The organism is Marinospirillum celere (genome assembly GCF_900112235.1).
GTDB classification, from domain to species: domain Bacteria; phylum Pseudomonadota; class Gammaproteobacteria; order Pseudomonadales; family Halomonadaceae; genus Marinospirillum; species Marinospirillum celere.
In genome coordinates this window covers 802,102-821,652 of sequence record NZ_FOLH01000001.1, presented here as the reverse complement: position 1 = coordinate 821,652, position 19,551 = coordinate 802,102, and the positions used below count along the sequence as shown (strand labels likewise).

Annotated in this window: 15 protein-coding genes and 1 riboswitch; of the genes, 4 read left to right on the top strand and 11 right to left on the bottom strand. The window is 50.0% G+C overall.

Annotated features, from left to right (window positions below; all coding sequences use genetic code 11):
- Positions 1–5 precede the first annotated feature (5 nt).
- Positions 6–767 carry a YciK family oxidoreductase gene (locus BM185_RS03875; RefSeq protein ID WP_091959498.1) on the top strand — a complete coding sequence of 254 codons (762 nt, stop codon included), beginning with the start codon at positions 6–8 and terminating at the stop codon, positions 765–767.
- A gap of 17 nt (positions 768–784) precedes the next feature.
- Here the strand turns inward: BM185_RS03875 and BM185_RS03870 are convergent, their stop codons facing one another.
- From BM185_RS03870 to BM185_RS03855, 4 genes are all read right to left on the bottom strand, one after another.
- Positions 785–1,873 (bottom strand): HD-GYP domain-containing protein, encoded by a 1,089-nt coding sequence (locus BM185_RS03870; protein WP_177203466.1) that lies wholly within the window; start codon positions 1,871–1,873, stop codon positions 785–787.
- A gap of 170 nt (positions 1,874–2,043) precedes the next feature.
- Positions 2,044–3,129, bottom strand: a complete 1,086-nt coding sequence (locus tag BM185_RS03865) for a PEGA domain-containing protein (protein WP_091959492.1) — start codon at positions 3,127–3,129, stop codon at positions 2,044–2,046.
- A 14-nt stretch (positions 3,130–3,143) separates the two neighbouring features.
- Positions 3,144–4,355, bottom strand: coding sequence for a DUF6175 family protein (locus tag BM185_RS03860; RefSeq protein ID WP_143089476.1), 1,212 nt, complete (start codon positions 4,353–4,355; stop codon positions 3,144–3,146).
- A gap of 35 nt (positions 4,356–4,390) precedes the next feature.
- A complete protein-coding gene (locus BM185_RS03855) occupies positions 4,391–6,310 on the bottom strand; it encodes a hypothetical protein (RefSeq protein ID WP_091959487.1) in 1,920 nt (639 codons plus the stop codon).
- A 255-nt stretch (positions 6,311–6,565) separates the two neighbouring features.
- On the opposite strand from BM185_RS03855, the gene uvrB reads away from it, so the two are divergent.
- Entirely contained in the window at positions 6,566–8,584 is a 2,019-nt protein-coding gene (uvrB, locus tag BM185_RS03850; protein WP_091959484.1) for an excinuclease ABC subunit UvrB, read from the top strand.
- On the opposite strand, the gene BM185_RS03845 is transcribed toward uvrB, so the two are convergent.
- The 6 genes from BM185_RS03845 to BM185_RS03820 all read right to left on the bottom strand — a co-directional run bounded on the left by BM185_RS03845 (position 8,581) and on the right by BM185_RS03820 (position 14,590).
- A complete protein-coding gene (locus BM185_RS03845) occupies positions 8,581–8,979 on the bottom strand; it encodes a response regulator (RefSeq protein ID WP_091959481.1) in 399 nt (132 codons plus the stop codon). The genes uvrB and BM185_RS03845 overlap by 4 nt on opposite strands.
- 74 nt (positions 8,980–9,053) lie before the next feature.
- Positions 9,054–10,088, bottom strand: coding sequence for a nicotinate-nucleotide--dimethylbenzimidazole phosphoribosyltransferase (locus tag BM185_RS03840; protein WP_091959478.1), 1,035 nt, complete (start codon positions 10,086–10,088; stop codon positions 9,054–9,056).
- Positions 10,089–10,091: 3 nt separating this feature from the next.
- Positions 10,092–10,877: an ABC transporter ATP-binding protein gene (locus BM185_RS03835; protein ID WP_218149368.1), complete on the bottom strand. Its 786-nt coding sequence runs from the start codon at positions 10,875–10,877 to the stop codon at positions 10,092–10,094.
- Complete coding sequence (locus BM185_RS03830; RefSeq protein ID WP_245751671.1) at positions 10,874–11,827, bottom strand: FecCD family ABC transporter permease; 954 nt, start codon at positions 11,825–11,827, stop codon at positions 10,874–10,876. The genes BM185_RS03835 and BM185_RS03830 overlap by 4 nt, the downstream gene beginning before the upstream one ends.
- A gap of 13 nt (positions 11,828–11,840) precedes the next feature.
- A complete protein-coding gene (locus BM185_RS03825) occupies positions 11,841–12,755 on the bottom strand; it encodes a cobalamin-binding protein (protein ID WP_091959472.1) in 915 nt (304 codons plus the stop codon).
- A gap of 2 nt (positions 12,756–12,757) precedes the next feature.
- The gene (locus BM185_RS03820; protein WP_177203465.1) at positions 12,758–14,590 is read right to left on the bottom strand and encodes a TonB-dependent receptor domain-containing protein; all 1,833 of its coding nucleotides are present in this window, start codon (positions 14,588–14,590) and stop codon (positions 12,758–12,760) included.
- A gap of 132 nt (positions 14,591–14,722) precedes the next feature.
- Positions 14,723–14,942: riboswitch (cobalamin riboswitch) on the bottom strand.
- Positions 14,943–15,005: 63 nt separating this feature from the next.
- Between BM185_RS03820 and cobO the strand changes: the two genes are divergently transcribed.
- Positions 15,006–15,611 (top strand): cob(I)yrinic acid a,c-diamide adenosyltransferase, encoded by a 606-nt coding sequence (cobO, locus tag BM185_RS03815; protein ID WP_091959466.1) that lies wholly within the window; start codon positions 15,006–15,008, stop codon positions 15,609–15,611.
- Between the two features lie 27 nt (positions 15,612–15,638).
- A complete protein-coding gene (gene msrB / locus BM185_RS03810) occupies positions 15,639–16,058 on the top strand; it encodes a peptide-methionine (R)-S-oxide reductase MsrB (RefSeq protein WP_091959463.1) in 420 nt (139 codons plus the stop codon).
- Between the two features lie 8 nt (positions 16,059–16,066).
- Here the strand turns inward: msrB and amt are convergent, their stop codons facing one another.
- The gene (gene amt, locus BM185_RS03805) at positions 16,067–19,477 is read right to left on the bottom strand and encodes an ammonium transporter (protein WP_091959460.1); all 3,411 of its coding nucleotides are present in this window, start codon (positions 19,475–19,477) and stop codon (positions 16,067–16,069) included.
- Between the last annotated feature and the right edge of the window lie 74 nt (positions 19,478–19,551).

The window sequence follows — 19,551 nt, the reverse complement described above, 5'->3', positions numbered from 1 at the left end:
TTATCATGCAATGTTATTTTGATTATCAGGCTACGAATGACCTGTTGAAAGGCCGCATAGTGTTGGTTACAGGTGCTGGCGATGGTATTGGCCGAGCTGCTGCCTTAGGCTATGCGTCCAAGGGTGCAACGGTTATTTTGCTGGGGCGCACGATTAGTAAACTGGAAAGTGTTTATGATGAGATTGAAGCCTTGGGTGCCCCTGAGCCAGCCATCTACCCTTTGAATTTTGAGGGAGCCAGCTGGCCTGATTACCAGCAGATGGCCGATCGTTTGTATGACGAGTTTGGCCGTTTGGATGGTGTTCTGCACAATGCCGGTATTCTGGGCAAAATTACTCCCTTGCAGGGTTATAGCCCAACACTTTGGCAAGAAGTGATGCAGGTGAACTTTAACGGCCCCACGATGATGCTACAGGCCTTGATTCCCTTATTGCAGGAATCTGAGGATGCTTCAGTCATTCTCACCTCTTCTTCAGTCGGAAGGAAGGGGCGCGCCTTCTGGGGTGCCTATGCCTGCTCAAAATTTGCAGTTGAGGGTTTGGCTCAGGTTATGGCTGAAGAGCTGGAAAATATCAGTAATGTACGCGTCAATACCTTGAATCCTGGTGCCACTCGTACCCAAATGCGCGCCAAAGCCTATCCGGGTGAAAACCCTGCAAGCCTAAGAACACCTGAAGAAATTCTGCCCACCTATTATTATCTGATGGGACCGGACAGCAAGGGAGTGACAGGTCAACAATTTGATGCCCAGCCGCCCAAGGCTTGAGTTAGTAGAAGTAACGATCAGACAGGGAAGTCTGGATTAGTTTGCATTAACTCCTTAAGCAAGCTTTCCAGACGCGGCTCTTTGGGATCCAGTGCTTTGCGAATAGAAATGCTTGCCTTAGCAGATAAATCCAGCGTTTCCTGCTTATGCAAAGGCTTGAGCTCCTGACAAGTCAGCAATTTGACTTGAGGACTTAAGGGTTCATCGGAATTAGTGGCATCAACTACGGCGAGGGCTCCGTTATTGAGCTCAACCAAGCAGCCCGGCGGATAAACTCCCAGGCTTTGAATAAATTTTTCAACCAGACGACTATCAAAATCATGGAAACGCCAGCGATAGAGTTGTCCCAAGGCTGTGGCAGGGCTGAGAGCCTGTCCATAGCTGCGAGTACGGGTTAGGGCCTCATAAACCGATGTAATCGCCACCAGGCGGGCTAGAAAGCCTATATCCCGGCCTTTGAGCTGATCAGGGTAGCCTTCGCCATTAATCCGTTCTTGATGGTGAAGCACTATATCCAAGGTTTGTTCATCAAAAGAACCCTGAGCCAGTAGATATTCATAACCACGACGAGGGTATTGGCGAATCTGTTGTTTTTCCTGCTCAGTTAAAGGCTGGGTCTTGGTGAGCACTTCAGCAGGAACTTCAAGCAGACCCAACGCATGAAGCAAGGCACCCATGCCTAGGGGTAGGAGTTGATCTTGTCGCAGGCCGATATGCTTGGCAAAAACCAGGCTAAGTAAGGCAACATTGACTGATTTGACAACCAGTTCATCTTGATGTTCTCTGAGCAGGGCGAGATAGCCCATGCTTTTGCTGTCATGCAGAACACCTTCCATCAGCTGCTCAAGCACTGGTCGCATACGCTTAGGCTGCAAGGCATTCCCCAGACGTACATCCTTCATAACCCGATCCATTTGCTGGCGCAGGTTGAGGTAGAGTTTACGGCTGGGGTCAAGAGGTTCCAGAGACTTGGGTGGGTCGGCTTTAATATAAACAGAACGAACCTGGGGGAACTCTTTACTAAAAGTTTGGCGGTCCCTGAAAATCAGGGACTGGGTCTCAAAGGGTTCAGCTAGGTTGTCGGTGTCCAGCCTACAGATATGCATTCCGCATTTTAATTGGTCAAGCGAAAGTTTTTGATACTTGGGTTTGGCTGACATCCAGGAGTCCGTTCATTGATTGTGCTTAATAAGATGTTTGTAACTTGTATTTTAACAGAAATTACAAAACATCCTAGTTTTGATACCTGCTGATTCCGTTCTTTAACCTTATAGACTTATTGCCAGAAGCTTTCGGCCTCTTCAGAAGTCAAAATAGCTTCAACCAAAGCCCGGGTAATCGCTTTAAGACGTGCATCGATCTGGCTTTCAGCAACATTGCGTTGGGAGCCACGGCGTACCAGGAGTACTTCACCATCAACTGTGGCTTCCGCTGCAATTTGCAAATTGTAGATTTTCATGCCGGAAATTTCAGTGACAAAGTTCTGTTGTACATCCAGAGTGATGACTTGTGGCGCTTGCTCGGAATACTGAATGCTGTAGCGATTGAAAACGCGCCTGGCTTCGGTAATTAGGGATTGGTTATCGGAGTTTTCCAGGCGCAGTGCAATGCTGCCGTCGCGCCTGGGGACGAGACTGACTTCCAGGCGGCGACGCTCACCCTGGGAGATATAAACTCTTTCCTGCTTGGTATGATAGCCGTCTGCACTGATCTCATAGGTGTAATTACCGGGTGGCAGTAGTTTCATTTCGCCGGCACTTAGAGTTTCACCATCAATACGAATTCGCGCATCACTGGGTGAGGGCTGGAAGGAAATACGGCCAAAATTAAGGTAACGCGTTGCCAGCTGACGTATTTCCTGGGCTTCACTGACGACTTCGCCTGCATCCAGGTCCAAATTGGTGGGCAGGTAGTTGCTAAAAGCCATTAGAAAAGTGGCCTGGTCTTGAATGGCTTCTATTTGCGCGCGGTTAAGGGTGTTCAGGTCGGTTCGGAGTTCCCGCAACAGGTGTTCGACCGTATTGATTACCGCGTTGCGATCCAATTGAGCCTGAATGCGAAAGCTACCATTTTCTTCACGGGGCTCTGAATAGCGAACACCTTGAAAATAAGAGCTGGATTGCACACGGATGCGGTTTTTTAATGAACTGCTGAACTCAATGCCATCATCCCGGGTAATGCTTTCAGTGTCTGATTCCACGGCCGCAATCACGGTTTGAGAGAGCTCCTGAAGAGCGTTTTCTCTGGCTTCTGCCGGAGTTTCACCATAACCGTCTGCAAACAGGAGTTTGCGGGCCTCAGCACTGACGGGCAAAGCCAACAGTAAGAGCATTAAAGCCAGGTACTTAACAAAAACACGCATCCGCTAGTCTCCTATTACTCAATAATAATGCTGTCAGTATCTGAGTCACCGATACGGATGATTAAGAAGGCACCACTGTCCAGCACACGAAAAACTTGGCCAGGGCCGATATAGTTATCTTCCAGCAGTATTAATAGATCCATGGCGTCTCTTGGGCCGTCACAGTTCAAAGTATAATCAAAGCTGGTTGAGCCGGCTGCATTGCGCCTAACTCGATTACAGACATCATTGAAAAGCTGGTGCAGGTTGCGGCTGATATCACCGATTTCCGGACTGGCGTTGACGACCACCTTGAAAGCTTTACCTCTTTGCACTTCACGTTGCCAGGAGCGGGTTAGCTGACCAAGAACTTTATCGGCTGCATCATTGGCTGCTTCACCAGTAAGAGCTGCACCACCAGCAATGGCTCTTTCTGCTGAGTAGCCGCTGGAGGCCCCCAGTTGGCTACCTGTCGCTGTATAGTAGGCAGTTGCATTGACGGTTGATTGGGCCACCCGGTTGCCTGCAACACGTCTTTCAGCGACTTCTGAATCGATAGAAATATAGATGTCACTGCCAGTTTGCAGTGCCAACATGTACATAGGATCAATATTGCCTTCAAGAGCAGCAGCCTGTTGGACGATTTCATCAACTCTTTGGGTTGCATCCAGGACCACTACTTCAAAGCCGCGATCTTGCAGGTATTCAGAAAAGACGCTGGCGGCATGACGATCATTGCCTTCGGGGTTGCGGGCAATCACTGAAATCACCGGGTTGGCGATGGCTTCAGCCAGTTCTCTTGAGTCACTGATAATATTGCGCGCGGCAAGATCTGCTTTCAGATTGGCAATGTTGACACGAAAGGCACGTTCAATGCGATCCTGACCGGCTTCCTGGCGGCGGCTGAGAAGATCCCCTTCATGGGAGATATAACGCATGGCGTTAGCCCAGAATTCTGCTTCATGATCTCTGAAGGCTTCTCGTTGCTCGGCATTGGTCAGTAGGGAATTAGTGCCTCCCATTAGGGCAAACCAAATGGCGGCCTTGCGGGCATCGTCCCTGGCTTCTGCCATGGAGTTGCCTAGCCCCACTGCACGTATCATTACTTCATTGGCAGAATAGGACTCCACCAGAGTGGCCTGTCGAGATAAAGGGGGATCACTGGGCCGGGTCGTTGACTCAGGTGTGCTGGCACAAGCTGAAAGCAGGGCGGCCAAAAATAGGATGGCAAGAAACTTGGTGTTCATTTTCTGCTTCTCTCTTTCAATCGCAATTGTTAGGTTCATTCTGCTTGTTCAGCTGCCTGGGCTTCCAGTCGAGCATCACGCAAAACTTCGCATTCCGTTGACGGTCTGGCCATCATACTGGCAAAAGGGCCAGCAAAACCCAGATGAAAGGCTATGCCAGCTTGGACGCTCAAGCCACCCATCATACTGAGATCTTCAGTCATCGAATCACCATTATCCCATTCATAATCAGTATAGAAGGGTAAATTATAGGCTGCGCCCCCATAGATTTTCAGGTTGGGGTTGATGTAATAACCAATTTCAGCGCGTGGAATCAGGTTGGCTGTTTGTACTTTAAAATCATCTTTAAGACCGCTGGGGCCGCCGGGCTTGGCGTAATTATGCTGCTCATAGCCCAGGTCTGCACCCGCAGATGCATAGAGGCCATAGCCCATATGAAAGCGTTTTTCAGCACCAAAGCGGACGCGGATGGCTCCCTTGCCATCAAGATTGTCAAAATTCCCTTCACCGTTACTGAGTAAACCCAGGCCTAAATCCAAATTGGTCCAGATTTCTGAAAAAGAGCGATTATTCAATAAAAAACCAAGATTGCTGATAAAGCCTAATTCGATAAAGCTGGCATTGCCGGCCCCTGTAGCCTGACCATCAATTTCAAGTTCTGTCATGCTTTGTGTAAAAGCGGTGCGTCCATAAACCCCTGTCCAAGGGTGTTCAACGGCCAAATCAAACTCATCTACCTGGCCTGAGATAAGTTGGGCACGGCTGGCAATGCGTTCTTCTTCGGGAAGGATAAGGCAGGTATTACCGGCAAGACGTACTCTGCCCCAGCCAATCGTGGTCTCTTTACCATCAATTGTACGGTTGAAGGTAAAAGGCTGATCAACGCGTATATCTTCCTGATTGCCCACCTTCAGGCCTATTTCTTCTGGGGTGGCATCAATCACTGGGGTAGCCACCGCAAAGGCACGATTTTCTTTAAGACGTGTACTGAGTGCTATTGTAGAATCCTTAAAGGAGAGCTCAAAAACATCATCAAAAATCTGTTGGGCATGGCGCTCTCTTGGCAGCCAGGCCGTAGTAATACTGGCTGATGCAGACATCTGCTGTGAAAGGCCTTCAAAGAAACCATCAGGTACAGCATCCAGCTCAATTTGAGTCGTAAACTGCTCACCATCAAACGCATAAACCAGCATCCGTGTTTTTAAGGGAGCTGCCAAAGTGGTCTGATAGACGTAATAAGTGCTGCCGTCAAATCGCTTGCGTTCAATCTGACGAATGTTAATTCGGCCTCGTAGTTCGGGGAGATAAAAACCAAACGCATAGCTGGAAGAAATCAAGGCTTCGAGCACTTCAGCAGGCATCCCTGTTTGACGGGCGCGCTCAGTGATAAAGGTGCCGCGCTCACGAGCATTCATTTCCTGATAGCGGGCTTCAGCAGCGGCTCCCAGGATCTCTTCCATTGAAGGGGCAATATGATGATTCAGATGATCAAGCAAATATTCACGGTATTCTGCATAGCTGCGTGTTGCCTGGCTCAGCTCAGGAATGACTTGGCGCACGTCGAGGCCGGAAAAGACCTGAGTTGCTGTTTCAAAGCGTGCTTGGCTGTTTTCAAAAACCAAGCGATCATAACGAGCTGGAATAATAAAGCTCAGATTGTCGGCTAAAATTGCATCAGCATATTCCTGGCTGATGCGAACGGACCAGTTGCCTACGGGGATGGTTGGCCCTTCATGAGGTGTATAAAATACGGGGAAGGTGAAACGGTTTGCTTCCAGCCCCAGGCGTGAAATCCCCATGACGGCCTGACGTTCGCTGGCGGCCACCGTGGCATCTGCAGTGACCAGGCTTTGTCGGGTTTCCGCTGCCAAGTTGCTCGTTAAGCTGCTGCCGACTAGTGCTAAAATCAACATCAGTAGGATACGAGTTGATCGGGGAACTAGGCAAGATGACATGAGTCTCTATTTCCTTATTTGCGATTATTGTTAGTCCAGAAACTGGTCAGTGATCCCAAGTTGAGAAGCGCTCGGGTTTCAGCGCCCGAAATGTTAGCATGGAATACTGGAAGATCCATCAAAAGTCCCAGTTTTTCTCATTCGTTTAAGGTAGAAGCTGGCTTTATGTGAAGGGCGTCACATTTTGATCCAGGGCGTCTTGAATGAGTCGTGTGAAGGCTGTAATTAACTTATCTTAGGTTTCAGGAATTCTTAATGACACAAGCGTTTCAAGTAGTTTCCAACTACCAGCCTGCTGGCGATCAGCCCGTTGCTATTGCCCAGTTGGTCGATGGTTTGGAGCAGGGGTTGGCTGCTCAAACCCTCTTGGGCGTAACCGGTTCCGGTAAAACCTTCACGATGGCCAAGGTCATCGAAGCTGTACAGCGCCCAACTCTGATCATGGCTCATAATAAAACCCTGGCTGCCCAGTTATACGGTGAGTTTAAGCAGTTCTTTCCCAACAACGCTGTCGAATACTTTGTTTCCTATTACGACTACTACCAGCCGGAAGCCTATGTGCCTTCCAGTGATACCTTTATTGAGAAGGATGCATCAATCAATGAGCATATTGAGCAGATGCGCCTTTCCGCGACCAAGGCCCTTTTGGAAAGAGATGATGCCATTATTGTCGCCACGGTTTCATCGATTTATGGCCTGGGTGATCCTTCTGCCTACTTGAAAATGGTAGTCCACCTGGATCGTGGCGAGAAGATGAACCAGCGTCAGCTGCTAAGACGCATGGCTGAATTGCAATACACCCGTAATGATATGGATTTTCGCAGGGCAACCTTTCGGGTGCGGGGTGATGTCATAGATATCTTTCCGGCGGAATCTGAATATGAGGCCGTCAGGGTTGAGCTATTTGATGATGAAATCGAACAAATCAGTCTCTTTGATCCCTTGACGGGTGAAGTTTTGCGTAAGGTGCCACGCTTTACCATCTACCCCAAAACCCACTATGTGACGCCGCGCGAAACCCTTTTGAAAGCCGTTGATCTGATTAAGGATGAGCTGCGCGAACGCCTAGACTACCTGCGTAAAAACGATCGTTTAGTGGAAGCCCAGCGCCTGGAACAGCGGACGCTTTACGATATTGAGATGATGATCGAATTGGGCTACTGCACAGGGATAGAAAACTACTCCCGCTATCTATCCGGTCGTGAGCCAGGTTTGGCGCCTCCGACCTTCTTTGACTACCTGCCCGCACATGCCTTGTTGATGATTGATGAATCCCATGTTTCTGTGCCTCAAATAGGGGCCATGTACAAAGGGGATCGTTCACGTAAAGAAACTCTGGTCGAGTATGGCTTTCGTTTGCCTTCCGCGTTGGATAATCGGCCTCTACGTTTTGAGGAATGGGAAAGTCTGGCTCCCCAGATGATTTTTGTTTCCGCAACACCCGCCAAGTATGAGGAAGAACATGCTGGGCAGGTGGTTGAACAGGTGGTGCGGCCAACCGGTTTGGTTGATCCCTTGATTGAAGTGCGCCCGGCTAAGGACCAGGTTGATGACTTGCTGGGAGAAATCAACCTAGTTACCAGTAAAGGTGAGAGGGTGCTGGTCACTACCTTGACCAAACGCATGGCTGAAGACTTGACGGATTATCTCAGAGAGCATGGCGTGCGTGTCCGCTATCTGCATTCAGATATTGATACCGTTGAGCGGGTAGAAATTATCCGTGATCTACGCTTGGGTGAATTTGATGTGCTGGTTGGGATTAACCTCTTGCGAGAGGGCCTGGATATGCCGGAAGTTTCCCTGGTAGCCATCCTGGATGCCGATAAGGAAGGCTTCTTACGCTCCGAGCGTTCATTAATCCAGACTCTGGGTCGGGCAGCCAGGAATGCTCAGGGCCGGGCGATCTTTTATGCGGACCGGATGACAGGCTCCATGCAAAGAGCCATGGAGGAAACCGAAAGGCGTAGAAACAAGCAAATTGAACACAATAAGAAGATGGGCATAGTGCCCACCACCATTTTCAAATCAGTGGAAGATATTCTTGAGGGTGCCCAAACACCGGGTAAACGCGAAGGTGGCCAGCGCTTGAAGAAGGTTGCCGAGCCTGCAGCGGGCTATGCGGCAGAAAAACCCCGCACACCCGCTGAAATAGATAAGTTGATGGCAACTTTGGAAGAGGAAATGTTCTCAGCTGCCAAAAACCTTGAGTTTGAAAAAGCAGCCAGTATTAGGGATCAGTTGCAGGAGCTTCAGAACCAGCGTATCCAGCTTTAATTCAAGCTGGATGCCTGGCGGCGTTTGCGGGCTTTTTGAATGGCCTCATGAACCTGCATGCCGGTAAAGGGTTTGAGGATATAGCCATCAGCCCCTGTACGTATGGCTTGCTGTACCTCACTAGAGCCACTGATTGCAGTGACCATAATCACTATGATATCCGAGTTAAATGTCTTGATACTGGCCAGAGCATCCAGGCCATTAATTTCCGGCATACTGATATCGAGACAAACGATTTCAGGTTTGTGCTCTTTTACCTTATCAAAAGCTACTTGACCATTGTTTGCTTGGGCGGCTACTTCGTAGCCAAGATCTTTCAAGAGTTCTTTTAAAAGATCTCGAACCATGGGTTCGTCATCAACGACAACGACGCGGCCCTTTACCAGTTTAGTCATAGAGTCTCCGGAGACAAGCAAACATAAACTCGCATATTACCATTCTCTTGAGCTGACTAATAGCGAGCAGATTATTACTTTGGTTGCAGTGACGGGTGGCCTGTTGTAAAGGCAGTCAGGGAAGCAGGTAAGAGAGGATAGGCGAGAAGAGCGCCCGCGCCCTCACCCAGATCAAGATCCAGATCGAGGAGCGGACGAGCCTTAAAAAGCTGTAGCAGCTGACGATGGCCGGGCTCGCTGGATTGATGGCTAAAGACGGCAAAATGCTTGATGCCTGGTTGTAGGCATTCTGCAACCAGGAGAGCGCTGGCTACTACCAACCCATCGATCAGTAGAATGCGACGCTCACTGGCTGCTTGCAGCAGGGCACCCGTCATCATGGCTATTTCCAAGCTACCCAGTGCAGCCAGAACCTCCAGGGGGTTACGGGCCAGACGATGTTTATGCAACACCTGTTTGAGTAGTGCTTGCTGGTCTGGGCCGGCTAGGTCCCGGTTAGTAGCTGAATCCAGGCAGTCTTCCAGAGGAAGTGCGCCTAATTTGCTGAGCAGTAGGCTGGCGGCCGGGTCGTGACCTAGCCCCAGTTTGCCGAGGATCAAAAGATTCCCAGGTGTTTCTCTGACCAGTGCCATACCGGTGAAAATTGCCTGTAGGCATTCTTCTGCATTCATGGCTTGGGTTTTCAGGCTGTTTCTTGTGCCTGACATTACCTTTTTGGATAACAGCTTGGGGTGAGCGGGAAGGTTGGCGGCCAGGCCTGCATCAACCAAGCGTAATTGAATCGCCTGTTGATTAGCTAAAGCCTGCAAGGCTCCTGTTCCCGAAAGAAACTGGTTGACCTGCTGCTGGGTTACTGGCGGAGTATAGGTGACCTTGGTTTTATCAGTCAGGCCTGAATCTGCAGCAAAAACGAGTAGCTGAGGTTCCTTGATTTGAGGTTCTTGGCTGTTAAGAATTAAGCCCAGGTGTAAAGCCAGTTGTTCAAGCTGATTTGAGGAAGCTTTAAGCGAGCCTTGGGTGTCAATTTTGTGTTCAAGCTGGGATTGAAGTTTGGGGTTTTCGAACCTTGGCAGGCTGGGCATTTCCAGGCGATGGCGGGCTGTGAACATGGATTATCCAGTCGAGGTTTGCGGAATAAATACCTTTTGCCCACTGATTGAAGTGGCAATTAGTGGCTGCTGGTAAAGCCTTTCCAGTGCTGGCAATTCTAGCATCTGGTCTTTGGGGCCCCAGCAGGCCTGGCCATCAGGATAAAGCAATAATAGATGAGAGCAAAAGCGGCTGGCCAAATTAAGGTCGTGTAGCGCCATGATCGCACTGCCTCCGGCTTTAACCTTTTCGTTGATCAGCTCCAGCGCGGAAATTTGATGGTGAAGATCCAGGTGATTGGTTGGCTCATCCAAAAGCCACAGGGGTGTTTGCTGAGTCAGTAAACAGGCCAAAGCCAGTCGCTGGCGCTCTCCACCTGAAAGGGTCGTGATACAACGTTCTTCCATGGCAGCTAAATCCATGCGCTCTAAGGCCTGTTGGGCGAGCAGCGAGTCCTCTGGTGTTTCTCTTTGCCAGGCTTTCAGGTGGGGATGACGACTGGTTAGGGTGGTTTCCAGAACGCTGGCTGGAAAACTATCCTCTTGTTGTTGGAAGACTAAAGCCAGCTGACAAGCCCGTTCTCGCGCTGACCAGCTTTCCAAAGCCTGGCCAGCCAAATGAATCTGGCCCTGCTGGGGCTTTTTTAAGCCTGCCAGGGTTAATAAGAGAGTCGTTTTGCCTGAGCCATTGGGGCCTAGAATTCCCCAGGTTTGGCCAGGAAAAACCTGTAGGCTCAGGGGATTACCTGCTTTTCTACCAGGAATTTTAATGACCAGTTGGTCCAATTCCATCCTGGGTGAGGTCTTCATCCTGGCCTCCTGGACAGCAGCCAAAGAAAAGCAGGCACTCCCAGCAAGGCTGTGATAACACCGACAGGAAGCTGTTGAGGAGCCAGAAGGCTTCGAGCCAGGGTATCTGCTAGCACCAGTAGACTACCGCCTGCCAGAGCACAAGCGGGCAACAGCTTTCTTTGATCATAACCAAATAGCAAGCGGAGGGCGTGGGGAACCAGGAGACCGATAAAACCGATACTTCCAGCCACGGTTACCGCGATCGCTGTCATTAAAGCGGCAAGAAGGTAGATCAGTCCCTCGGCGCGAACCACTGCCATTCCCAAACTGGCGGCTTGTTGACTACCTCGGGCCAATACATTCAGGCTGCGCCCCAGAGGTTGTAGAATTAGTAATACCAGCAGCAGAGTTGCCCAGGGTAATGCAAATCCTTGGGCATAGGAAAGATCACCCATCAGCCAGTAGAGCATGCCGGGCAGCTCTCGGGATGGGCTGACTGCAAGCATAAAACTGATTACCGCCCCCCAGCCGGAAGCCACCACAATACCGGTCAACAGCAGGCGCAGTGGGTTCCAGTTGCCGGAAATACGGGCCAAACCAAACACCAATAGGGTGGATGCCAAGGCACCCAAAAAAGCCGAACCTGAAACCCAGGTGGTGCCAACACCTGCAAGCATGGCCAAAAGGGCACCCACGGCGGCGCCGCCAGAGAGCCCCAGCACATAGGGATCGGCTAGGGGGTTACGAAGCAGTAGTTGCATTAAGGCCCCGGCAATGGCCAGTAAGCCGCCTACTGCAAAGGCCGCTAAAACTCTGGGTAAGCGAAGTTCAAGCATCAAGGTATGGTGCAGGGGGTCACCCTGGCCTTTAAAAACGGCCCAGGCAGCCGCTGGCGAAATAGTGACACTGCCCACTAAGAGTCCCAAGGCCAAGGACAGGCAGGCCAAGGGAAGCAACCAGGCAAGCATTCTATAAAAGCCACTAACCATCCTGCGCTGACTCAGTTAATTGCTGACGGGCACTATCAAGGTGCTCACAAATAGCCTGGGTGCCTTCCAGGCTGCGAAGCGTCGGGCGGGTCACCAGGGATGAATCGACAGTAAAAAGATTGCCCAGCTGAACGGCTTGAAGTTGAGAAAAGGCCGTCCATTTCATTAGCCACTCGGGTGGTTGCTGCTGGCTGGGGTCACTACCCCCCATGATCACCTCAGGATTGGCGGCCAAAAGGCTTTCACGATCAATTCGAGGTGTCAGGCTGCTACTGGAGGCATAGATATTTTTACCACCACAAAGCGCTAGCATTTGGCTGATCATATGCTTGCCATTGATTGTCATCAAGGGCTGTTCCCAGATCTGGTAGAAGACTTCAACGGGTTGCTTGTCTGCATATTGACGGGTCAGAGTGCTGATACCCTCATCAAAGGTCCTGGTCACTTCTTCTGCTTGGGATTGATGGCCAGTGAGTTGACCCAGCTGCTGCAATTCCTGAGTAATCTCTTCGAAGGATCGGGCTTCACTATAAAATACCCTAAGTCCCAGGCGTTCCAAGCGTTCTACTTGGTTACGGGGGTTGCCTGAATGCCAGGCTAGAATCAGGTCCGGTTGTAAGGCGATAATTGCTTCTAAATCCAGCTGGTTGTAATTCCCCACGCGAGGCACTTGAAGAGCTGCTTCCGGGTAATCACTGTAGCTGACAGCACCAACCAGCTGATCGCCCGCACCCACTGCAAAGAGGTTTTCGGTTAGATGAGGTGCCAGACTAATAATGCGTTCAGCCGGTTTTTCAAGTTGGATGCTGCGTCCTGCAGCATCCGTTACTTCAAGGGCTGCTGCCTGAGCCTGGCTAAACATCACCAGGATCATTAGCAACAGCCAGTGCAGCCAAGTAAAAGGCATGATTAAAAATCAAACCTTAGGCTGACTTCTGGGTAGAAGCCTGCAGTGTTGTAACCTGAAACCAGCTCATAATCCTTATCCAGGACATTGTCGATCTTGCCATTGATCCGCCAATGCTCGTTAAAGGCATAGTGGCCGCGTAGATTAACGACGGCATAGCCGGGCAGATCTTCGCTGACATCGGGTCTTTCACCCTGGCCTTGAAGGCTGCCGCCCAGGCTCCAGTTTTCACCGAAATAGTCTACATCTAGCTTGCCGTGGTGTTTGGCACGGCGGGTCAGCTGATCACCTGTTTCACGGTTTTCAGGGTCTTGGAGAGTGAAGGCAAGGCCCAGGCGCCAGTTTTCTAAGTGCTTTTGGGCTTCAAGCTCCAGGCCTCGGATACGTGCTTCATTTAAATTTTCGTTGGTGCCACCACTCCAAACAATCAGATTATCAATGGTATTTTGGAAGAAGCTGGCTTTTACCCGAGTACCCTCTTGGTTGTTATAAGCAACCCAGGCTTCATAGTTGAGTGATTCTTCGGGTTTTAAATCCGGGTTGGCTCCCCAGCTTGCCGGTCCATAAAGCTCCTGCAAATTGGGTGCACGATAACCTGTGCTGACACTGGTTCCAATCTGATAGTCAGGTGTGAACTGCCAGGCGATACCCGCATTGCCTGTAGTGTGGCTGCCAAAGAACTCATCATCATCGTAGCGGGCACCCAAGGATAGATTGAAGCTTTCAACAAGCTGGAAGTTACCTTGAGCATAGATACCATAGGCATCACGCTGGTCTTTATCAAAATTACCCGCTTCCAGCAGTTTTTCCTGGCTGGTATCTATACCGAGGGAGGCTGAGTAGTCTTCGTAGTTAAAGCGATGCTCCAGTTGGATGGCATCGCGGCGGGTGTTGATTTCTCCGTTGGCATCACCTTCAAAAAAATCTTCTCTCAGCTCTTCGGTACGGCTTGCGGTAAGCGACATATCCCAGTTGCGACTCAGTGCTGCTTGCCAACGACCCTGGACTGTGGTGAGTTCAAATTCTTGTAGGCAGTCATGAGATGATGCAAAAGTGGTGGTGTTGAAACATCCATCGTATTCACTTTCACCACGACTATGCATCACTTGAAAGCCAAGCTGATGCTGATTACCCAGATCCTGTTCCAAGCCTAAATTAATGTTGTAGTGTCGGTAACCGTCTTTTTCACCACTGGTATCGGCTGTTTGGGCGTTAAAGCCATCGCTGCGTTCCAGATGCAGACCCAGATTTAGGCGGGTTGCCTCATCACCCAGGCGCAGGTCACCATCCAGGGCATAGGTGTTGTAACGACCCAGGCTTTCACGTAGGTGCCCGGCATAGGGGCGATCATGCTCTTTTCTGGTGATGATGTTAATTACGCCACCGAGCGCATCAGCACCCCAGGCGCTGGACTGAGGGCCACGCACTATTTCAATCCGCTCAATTTGTGAAACTGGAATAAATTGCAGGCTGGCACCCCCGGCAGTGGGGTCATTAATCTTCTGACCATCAACAAGAATTAGGGTGTGATTGGAGTTAGTGCCGCGCATAAAAATGCTGGTTGGGCTGAGATTACCACTATTTCTGGCCATCTCGACCCCGGCCTGTCCCTGAAGTAAATCAGCCAGGCTGGATGGCTGCAGGCGGTCAATATCGGCACGGGTAATAACGGTTGTAGCCGCCAGGCTTTGGCTTAAAGGTTGGGAAATCCGTTGGGCCGTCACCACGAGAGGGTCGAGTTGTTGCTGGTCATCAGCCAAAATCAGTGCGGGAAAGCTCAGGCCTAGAGCCAGGGGCAGGTATCTTAAAGGCTTGCTTAAATGTAACTTGTTCACTACTTGTTTCCTCGATCGCATAAAGAGTCGCGATGAGGGAGGACGCGGCTAAGCCCAGTACAGAAGCGGGTCTGCACTGGTTGAATACTTGGCCAGGTGAAGCCCTCCGCATCACCAGGAAGCCTGAGTTCATCAGGCATAGCTTTTCAGGCCGGTCTCCGGGCTTGATGCGGGTGAACTAGGTTCACCAATAAGCTCCGCCTTCCCATGCAAATGCACAGTGGCTTTAGGGAGCAACAACATCCTACCGTTGCGGGGGCAGCTCAGGCTTGGCGGGTGGATACCGGCATACCTGCTTCCCGTTTAACCTGCAAAGCTTCATTTTACAGGCACCTGAAAAGTGTTGGCTATTGTCGTCATTGTTGGCAGCCTGTCAAGGAAAGGGTTAAAGTTCTCTATTTGCCAGGAGCCTCAGATGTCTGAAGATGATCGCAGTCAGCGACATAACCAAAGAATGCAGCGCCAAAAAAAACTGGTTGATGAAAGAATAGCAGAAGCCAGCACCGAAAAAGGGGTGGTGGTGGTCCACACGGGAAATGGCAAGGGTAAGAGTACCGCAGGCTTTGGAATGCTGGCGCGTGCTTTAGGCCATGGTATGCAGGCAGGCGTGGTGCAGTTTATCAAAGGAAGCTTCAGTACTGGCGAAGAGGCTTTCTTTCGCCGTTTTCCTGAAGTTAGCTACCATGTCATGGGTGAAGGCTATACTTGGGATACGCAAAACCTTGAGCAGGATATCGCCACTGCCGGCAAGGCCTGGGACCAGGCCCGACAGTTTTTGGAAGACCCTTCGGTTGATTTGGTTGTTTTGGATGAACTTAATATTGCCTTGAAATTCAAATATATTCCTGTGCAGGAAGTGCTGGATGCTCTGTCCAAGCGCCCGAAAATGCAGCATGTGGTGATTACCGGGCGCGGAGCCTTGCAAGAACTGATTGATGTCGCTGATACGGTTTCAGAGCATCGGGAAATCAAGCATGCCTTTCATGCAGGTATCACTGCCCAAAAGGGTGTGGAGCTTTAAATCCAGCTGTGACTAAGAGAGATGAAGATGCCTCAAAAAAGTGAGTATGACCTGACGCCCTTAACGGATGATCAAAAGCTCGAATTGGCTGAAAAACTGAGCCCTGAAGCGCGTCGTATTCTGCTCAACCAGGGTACGGAGCCACCTTTTTGTGGTGGCCTGCTGGACAACAAAGAAGCAGGCCAGTACCACTGTGCGCTTTGTGATCTGCCGCTATTCAGTTCTGAACACAAGTTTGATTCAGGTACGGGCTGGCCCAGTTTTTATCAGTCTGTTCACCCTGACCATATTCGTTACCTGGAAGATAGGTCAGCGGGTATGCTGCGTACAGAAATCCGCTGTACCCGCTGTGATGGTCATTTGGGCCATGTGTTTGATGATGGTCCTGGCCCCACAGGCCAACGCTATTGCCTAAATTCCCAGGCAATGGAGTTCAAAGCTTTTTAACGCTTCTTTTAACGGGGCATCAGACTAACCTGCCCGAGCTTTTCCAAGGGCTCGGGCCTGCCCAAATGATAGCCCTGTACAAAATCAACACCCAGTTGTTTCAGCACATCCAGGGTGGCAGCATCTTCAACAAATTCTGCAATGGTCTGCAGTTGCAGGATATGACCTATATTGTTGATTGATGCCACTATGGCTTGGTCTAAAGGGTTGTTGGCCAGGTCACGAATGAAAATGCCGTCAATTTTCAAATAGTCGACTTCAAGTTTTTTCAAATAGCCAAAGGAAGACAGGCCGCTGCCAAAGTCATCAAGAGCAAAACGACAACCCAGCTTTTTGAGTTGAGTAATAAAGTCCTTGGCCTTTGATAAATCAGCCATGGCATTGGTCTCAGTAATTTCAAAACAAATGTAATGGGCCGGAATGCGGTGTTTTTCAATATTGCTTTGAATGGCTTCCAAGCAGGCTTGGTTACCAATGGAAGCGCCCGAGAGATTAATGGAGCAGTAAAAAGGCAGGTTGGACTTTTGAAGCTGGTCACCCATCCAGGCCAGGGTATTGCGAATCACCCAGAGGTCAATCTGGGGCATCATATTGAATCTTTCTGCTGAGGGAATAAAGGCCCCTGGCGGAATCATCTGTCCCTCAGGCCCCTGCATCCGCAGCAGAATTTCAAAATGGGTTTGTTCCTGTTTTTCATTTTCATTGAGTGGCTGAATTTTTTGCTGATAAAGCCTGAATTGGTCTTGTTCAAGCGCTTCCTGAATCCTGCTAACCCACTGGACTTGTTGTTGCTCGTATTCAATTTGATTGTTGTCCGGCGCATAAAGGTGAACGCAATTGCGTCCCAGGTTTTTGGCTGCATAACAGGCTGAATCTGCCTGACTTAAGATTTCATCAATATCCTGATGCTGGGCATTTAAGTGGACCAGACCAATACTGACACCTAGCGTAAACACCTGTTGTTCCCAGCTAAAACGAAAGGCATCAACAGCCAGACGGAGCTTTTCGGCAATTTCCAGGCCTTTATTGACCGAGCAGTGTTGCAGAATAATGCCAAATTCATCGCCGCCTAAGCGCGCAAAGGTATCACTTTGTCTAAGCAAAGGCTGAAGCTGCTGGGCGAGCTGCTTCAAAAGGAGGTCTCCAGCCTTGTGCCCGCAGCTGTCATTGACGATTTTGAATCGATCCAAATCCAAATAACAGAGAAGGTGCTCGGCATTGGGCTCTGACGCTTGGAAGTCTTCAACCAGGCTTTGTAAACGGTGTTCAAATTCCCTGCGGTTGATCAGCCCGGTCAAGTTATCGTGAATGGCTTGAAAGTTAAGCTGTTCCTGCAAGCGATTACTGTGAGTAATATCTTGCAGCACCAGTACCCAACCCATGAGCTTGCCCTGATCATCGTGTAATCTGGCTGGGTTCAGCTCGACATCCAAAGCTTTCTGTTGCTTGTTGATGAGCTTTAAGGTTTGTTGAGCTTCTTTCTTGCATACACTTTCAATCGTAATTGGCTTGTCATCTGCAGTCATCAGTTCAAACAGCTTCTGGACAGGGTAACCAAAGGCCTCTTTCGAGGTGCGACCCAGAAGATTGGCCGCTATGGGGTTTACGTAAACTGTGTTCATGCTTTGGTCACAGGTAATCACCCCTTGGGTAATGGCCTCCAGGGTTACCTGTGCCAATTCTGAATGCCGATGGAGCTGTTCTTCCATACGCTTGCGTTCACTGATATCCCGGATCACAGCACTGTATTGAACACCGCCTTCTGTAGGGCTGGCTGCAGTCGTGACTTCTATCGGAAAAGAGTGCCCATCCTGGTGTTGGGCAAGCAGCTCATGAGGGCCTTCGTTTTGACCTGCAGCAAGACGAGGGAGCAGTTGCTCCAGTTTTAAATAGGGGTAAAGGTCCTGGCAAGAAGCATGAAGCAGGTTTTGGGTGGGCTGGCCGGTTAAGCGCCCAGCAGTACTGCCAAAAAGGTGTTCTGCACCCGGATTAACACTGGTAATGATACCTTGTTCAGTAAAAGTGATGACCCCGTCCCTGATATCTCTGACAATCAGTCGGGTACGCGTAATCATACGATTGAGTTTATCCATGACTCGATTGTATTGGCGAGCGATCTGGCCGACTTCCGTAAAGGGTTCAACCGGCATTTTTTGCTGCAAATTGCCGCTTTTTTCCTGCTCACCCATTGCCTGTAGAAGTTCATTTAATTCAGTTTTGGCGCCATGCTCGGATACATTCAAACCGACCGCTTCGCCTTCGGCACTGACTCTCAAGGGAATCCAACGCCTGATCACCATCAGAAAAAGGTAGGCGAGGGTGAAGCTGAAAAGACCGATTGCAATAATTCCCAGTAATTGGATTTGTAGCTGCGCCAAACGATCCAACCCTGTATCCAGGTGATCAAGCTGGCCGAAGATAGCAACAGCCAGGGTGCCCCAGATGCCTGCCGCCAAATGGACCGGAATAGCGGAAATAGCATCATCCAGCTGAAGTTTGATTAGAAGCCTGTCGGCAACAATCATAATCAGGCTGCCTAGAGAACCTATCAGTAAAGCAGCTGGTGTTGAAACCGCATGCACGCCAGCAGTAATGGCGACCAACCCCGCCAGAGTGCCATTGATAGTTAAGGGTGTGACCTGCTGCCCCTTGAGCCAGCTGTTGGCAATAAGCAAAGAAGTAATGCCGCCCGCTGCAGCGGCCATTAAAGTATTGACGATAATGCCAGGAACCTGAGCATTGAACTCCAGTGTACTGCCACCATTGAAGCCCAGCCAACCCAGCAGGAAAAACAACATGCCAAGCATAGCCAAAGGCAGGTTGCTACCTGGTATTTCCTGGGGCTTGCTGTTCAGAAAACGCCCGGTACGTGGCCCGATAACAATAATGGCAGCCAGGGCAACCCAGCCCCCGACACTGTGGACGACGCTACTGCCGGCAAAATCCACAAAACCCAGATTTTCGAGCCAGCCGCCAGCCTCATTAAAAGCGCTACTCCAAGACCAGTGACCAACCCATGGATAGATGAACCCAGCAATCAAAATGGTGAGGACCACATAGGTCACAAAGCGACTGCGTTCAGCAATGGCACCAGAAACAATGGTTGCTGCAGTAGCGCAAAAAGTGAGTTGAAAAAAGAAAAAGCCAGCTTCCCAGAAACTGGTTTGTGAAAAATCAGCAGCCAGCCATTGGGTATCCAGCATCCCTTGATGATGATTGCCAAACATCAAGCCAAAACCCAGCAGCCAATAAAGCGTGACGACAACCAGAAGGTCGAAAGCATTTTTAAGCGCAACATTAATAGCATTCTTGCTTCGGGTTAAACCCGACTCAAGACAAAGAAAGCCACCTTGTATTGCTAAAACCAGAACGGCTGCCATCAACAGCCAGAGCGCATCAATCATTTCCTTTTCATTCATGCTCGCATCCTTATAAGAATAAAATGCAAGCTGATTGATGCAATTTGTATGCCCTTATTAGGTTTTTGATGAAC

Coding starts and splice junctions, on each gene's coding strand:
- BM185_RS03875 (WP_091959498.1), top strand. CDS start 6: ATGCAATGTTATTTTGATTATCAGGCTACGAATGACCTGTTGAAAGGC.
- BM185_RS03870 (WP_177203466.1), bottom strand. CDS start 1,873: ATGCATATCTGTAGGCTGGACACCGACAACCTAGCTGAACCCTTTGAG.
- BM185_RS03865 (WP_091959492.1), bottom strand. CDS start 3,129: ATGCGTGTTTTTGTTAAGTACCTGGCTTTAATGCTCTTACTGTTGGCT.
- BM185_RS03860 (WP_143089476.1), bottom strand. CDS start 4,355: ATGAACACCAAGTTTCTTGCCATCCTATTTTTGGCCGCCCTGCTTTCA.
- BM185_RS03855 (WP_091959487.1), bottom strand. CDS start 6,310: ATGTCATCTTGCCTAGTTCCCCGATCAACTCGTATCCTACTGATGTTG.
- uvrB (WP_091959484.1), top strand. CDS start 6,566: ATGACACAAGCGTTTCAAGTAGTTTCCAACTACCAGCCTGCTGGCGAT.
- BM185_RS03845 (WP_091959481.1), bottom strand. CDS start 8,979: ATGACTAAACTGGTAAAGGGCCGCGTCGTTGTCGTTGATGACGAACCC.
- BM185_RS03840 (WP_091959478.1), bottom strand. CDS start 10,088: ATGTTCACAGCCCGCCATCGCCTGGAAATGCCCAGCCTGCCAAGGTTC.
- BM185_RS03835 (WP_218149368.1), bottom strand. CDS start 10,877: ATGAAGACCTCACCCAGGATGGAATTGGACCAACTGGTCATTAAAATT.
- BM185_RS03830 (WP_245751671.1), bottom strand. CDS start 11,827: ATGCTTGCCTGGTTGCTTCCCTTGGCCTGCCTGTCCTTGGCCTTGGGA.
- BM185_RS03825 (WP_091959472.1), bottom strand. CDS start 12,755: ATGCCTTTTACTTGGCTGCACTGGCTGTTGCTAATGATCCTGGTGATG.
- cobO (WP_091959466.1), top strand. CDS start 15,006: ATGTCTGAAGATGATCGCAGTCAGCGACATAACCAAAGAATGCAGCGC.
- msrB (WP_091959463.1), top strand. CDS start 15,639: ATGCCTCAAAAAAGTGAGTATGACCTGACGCCCTTAACGGATGATCAA.
- amt (WP_091959460.1), bottom strand. CDS start 19,477: ATGAATGAAAAGGAAATGATTGATGCGCTCTGGCTGTTGATGGCAGCC.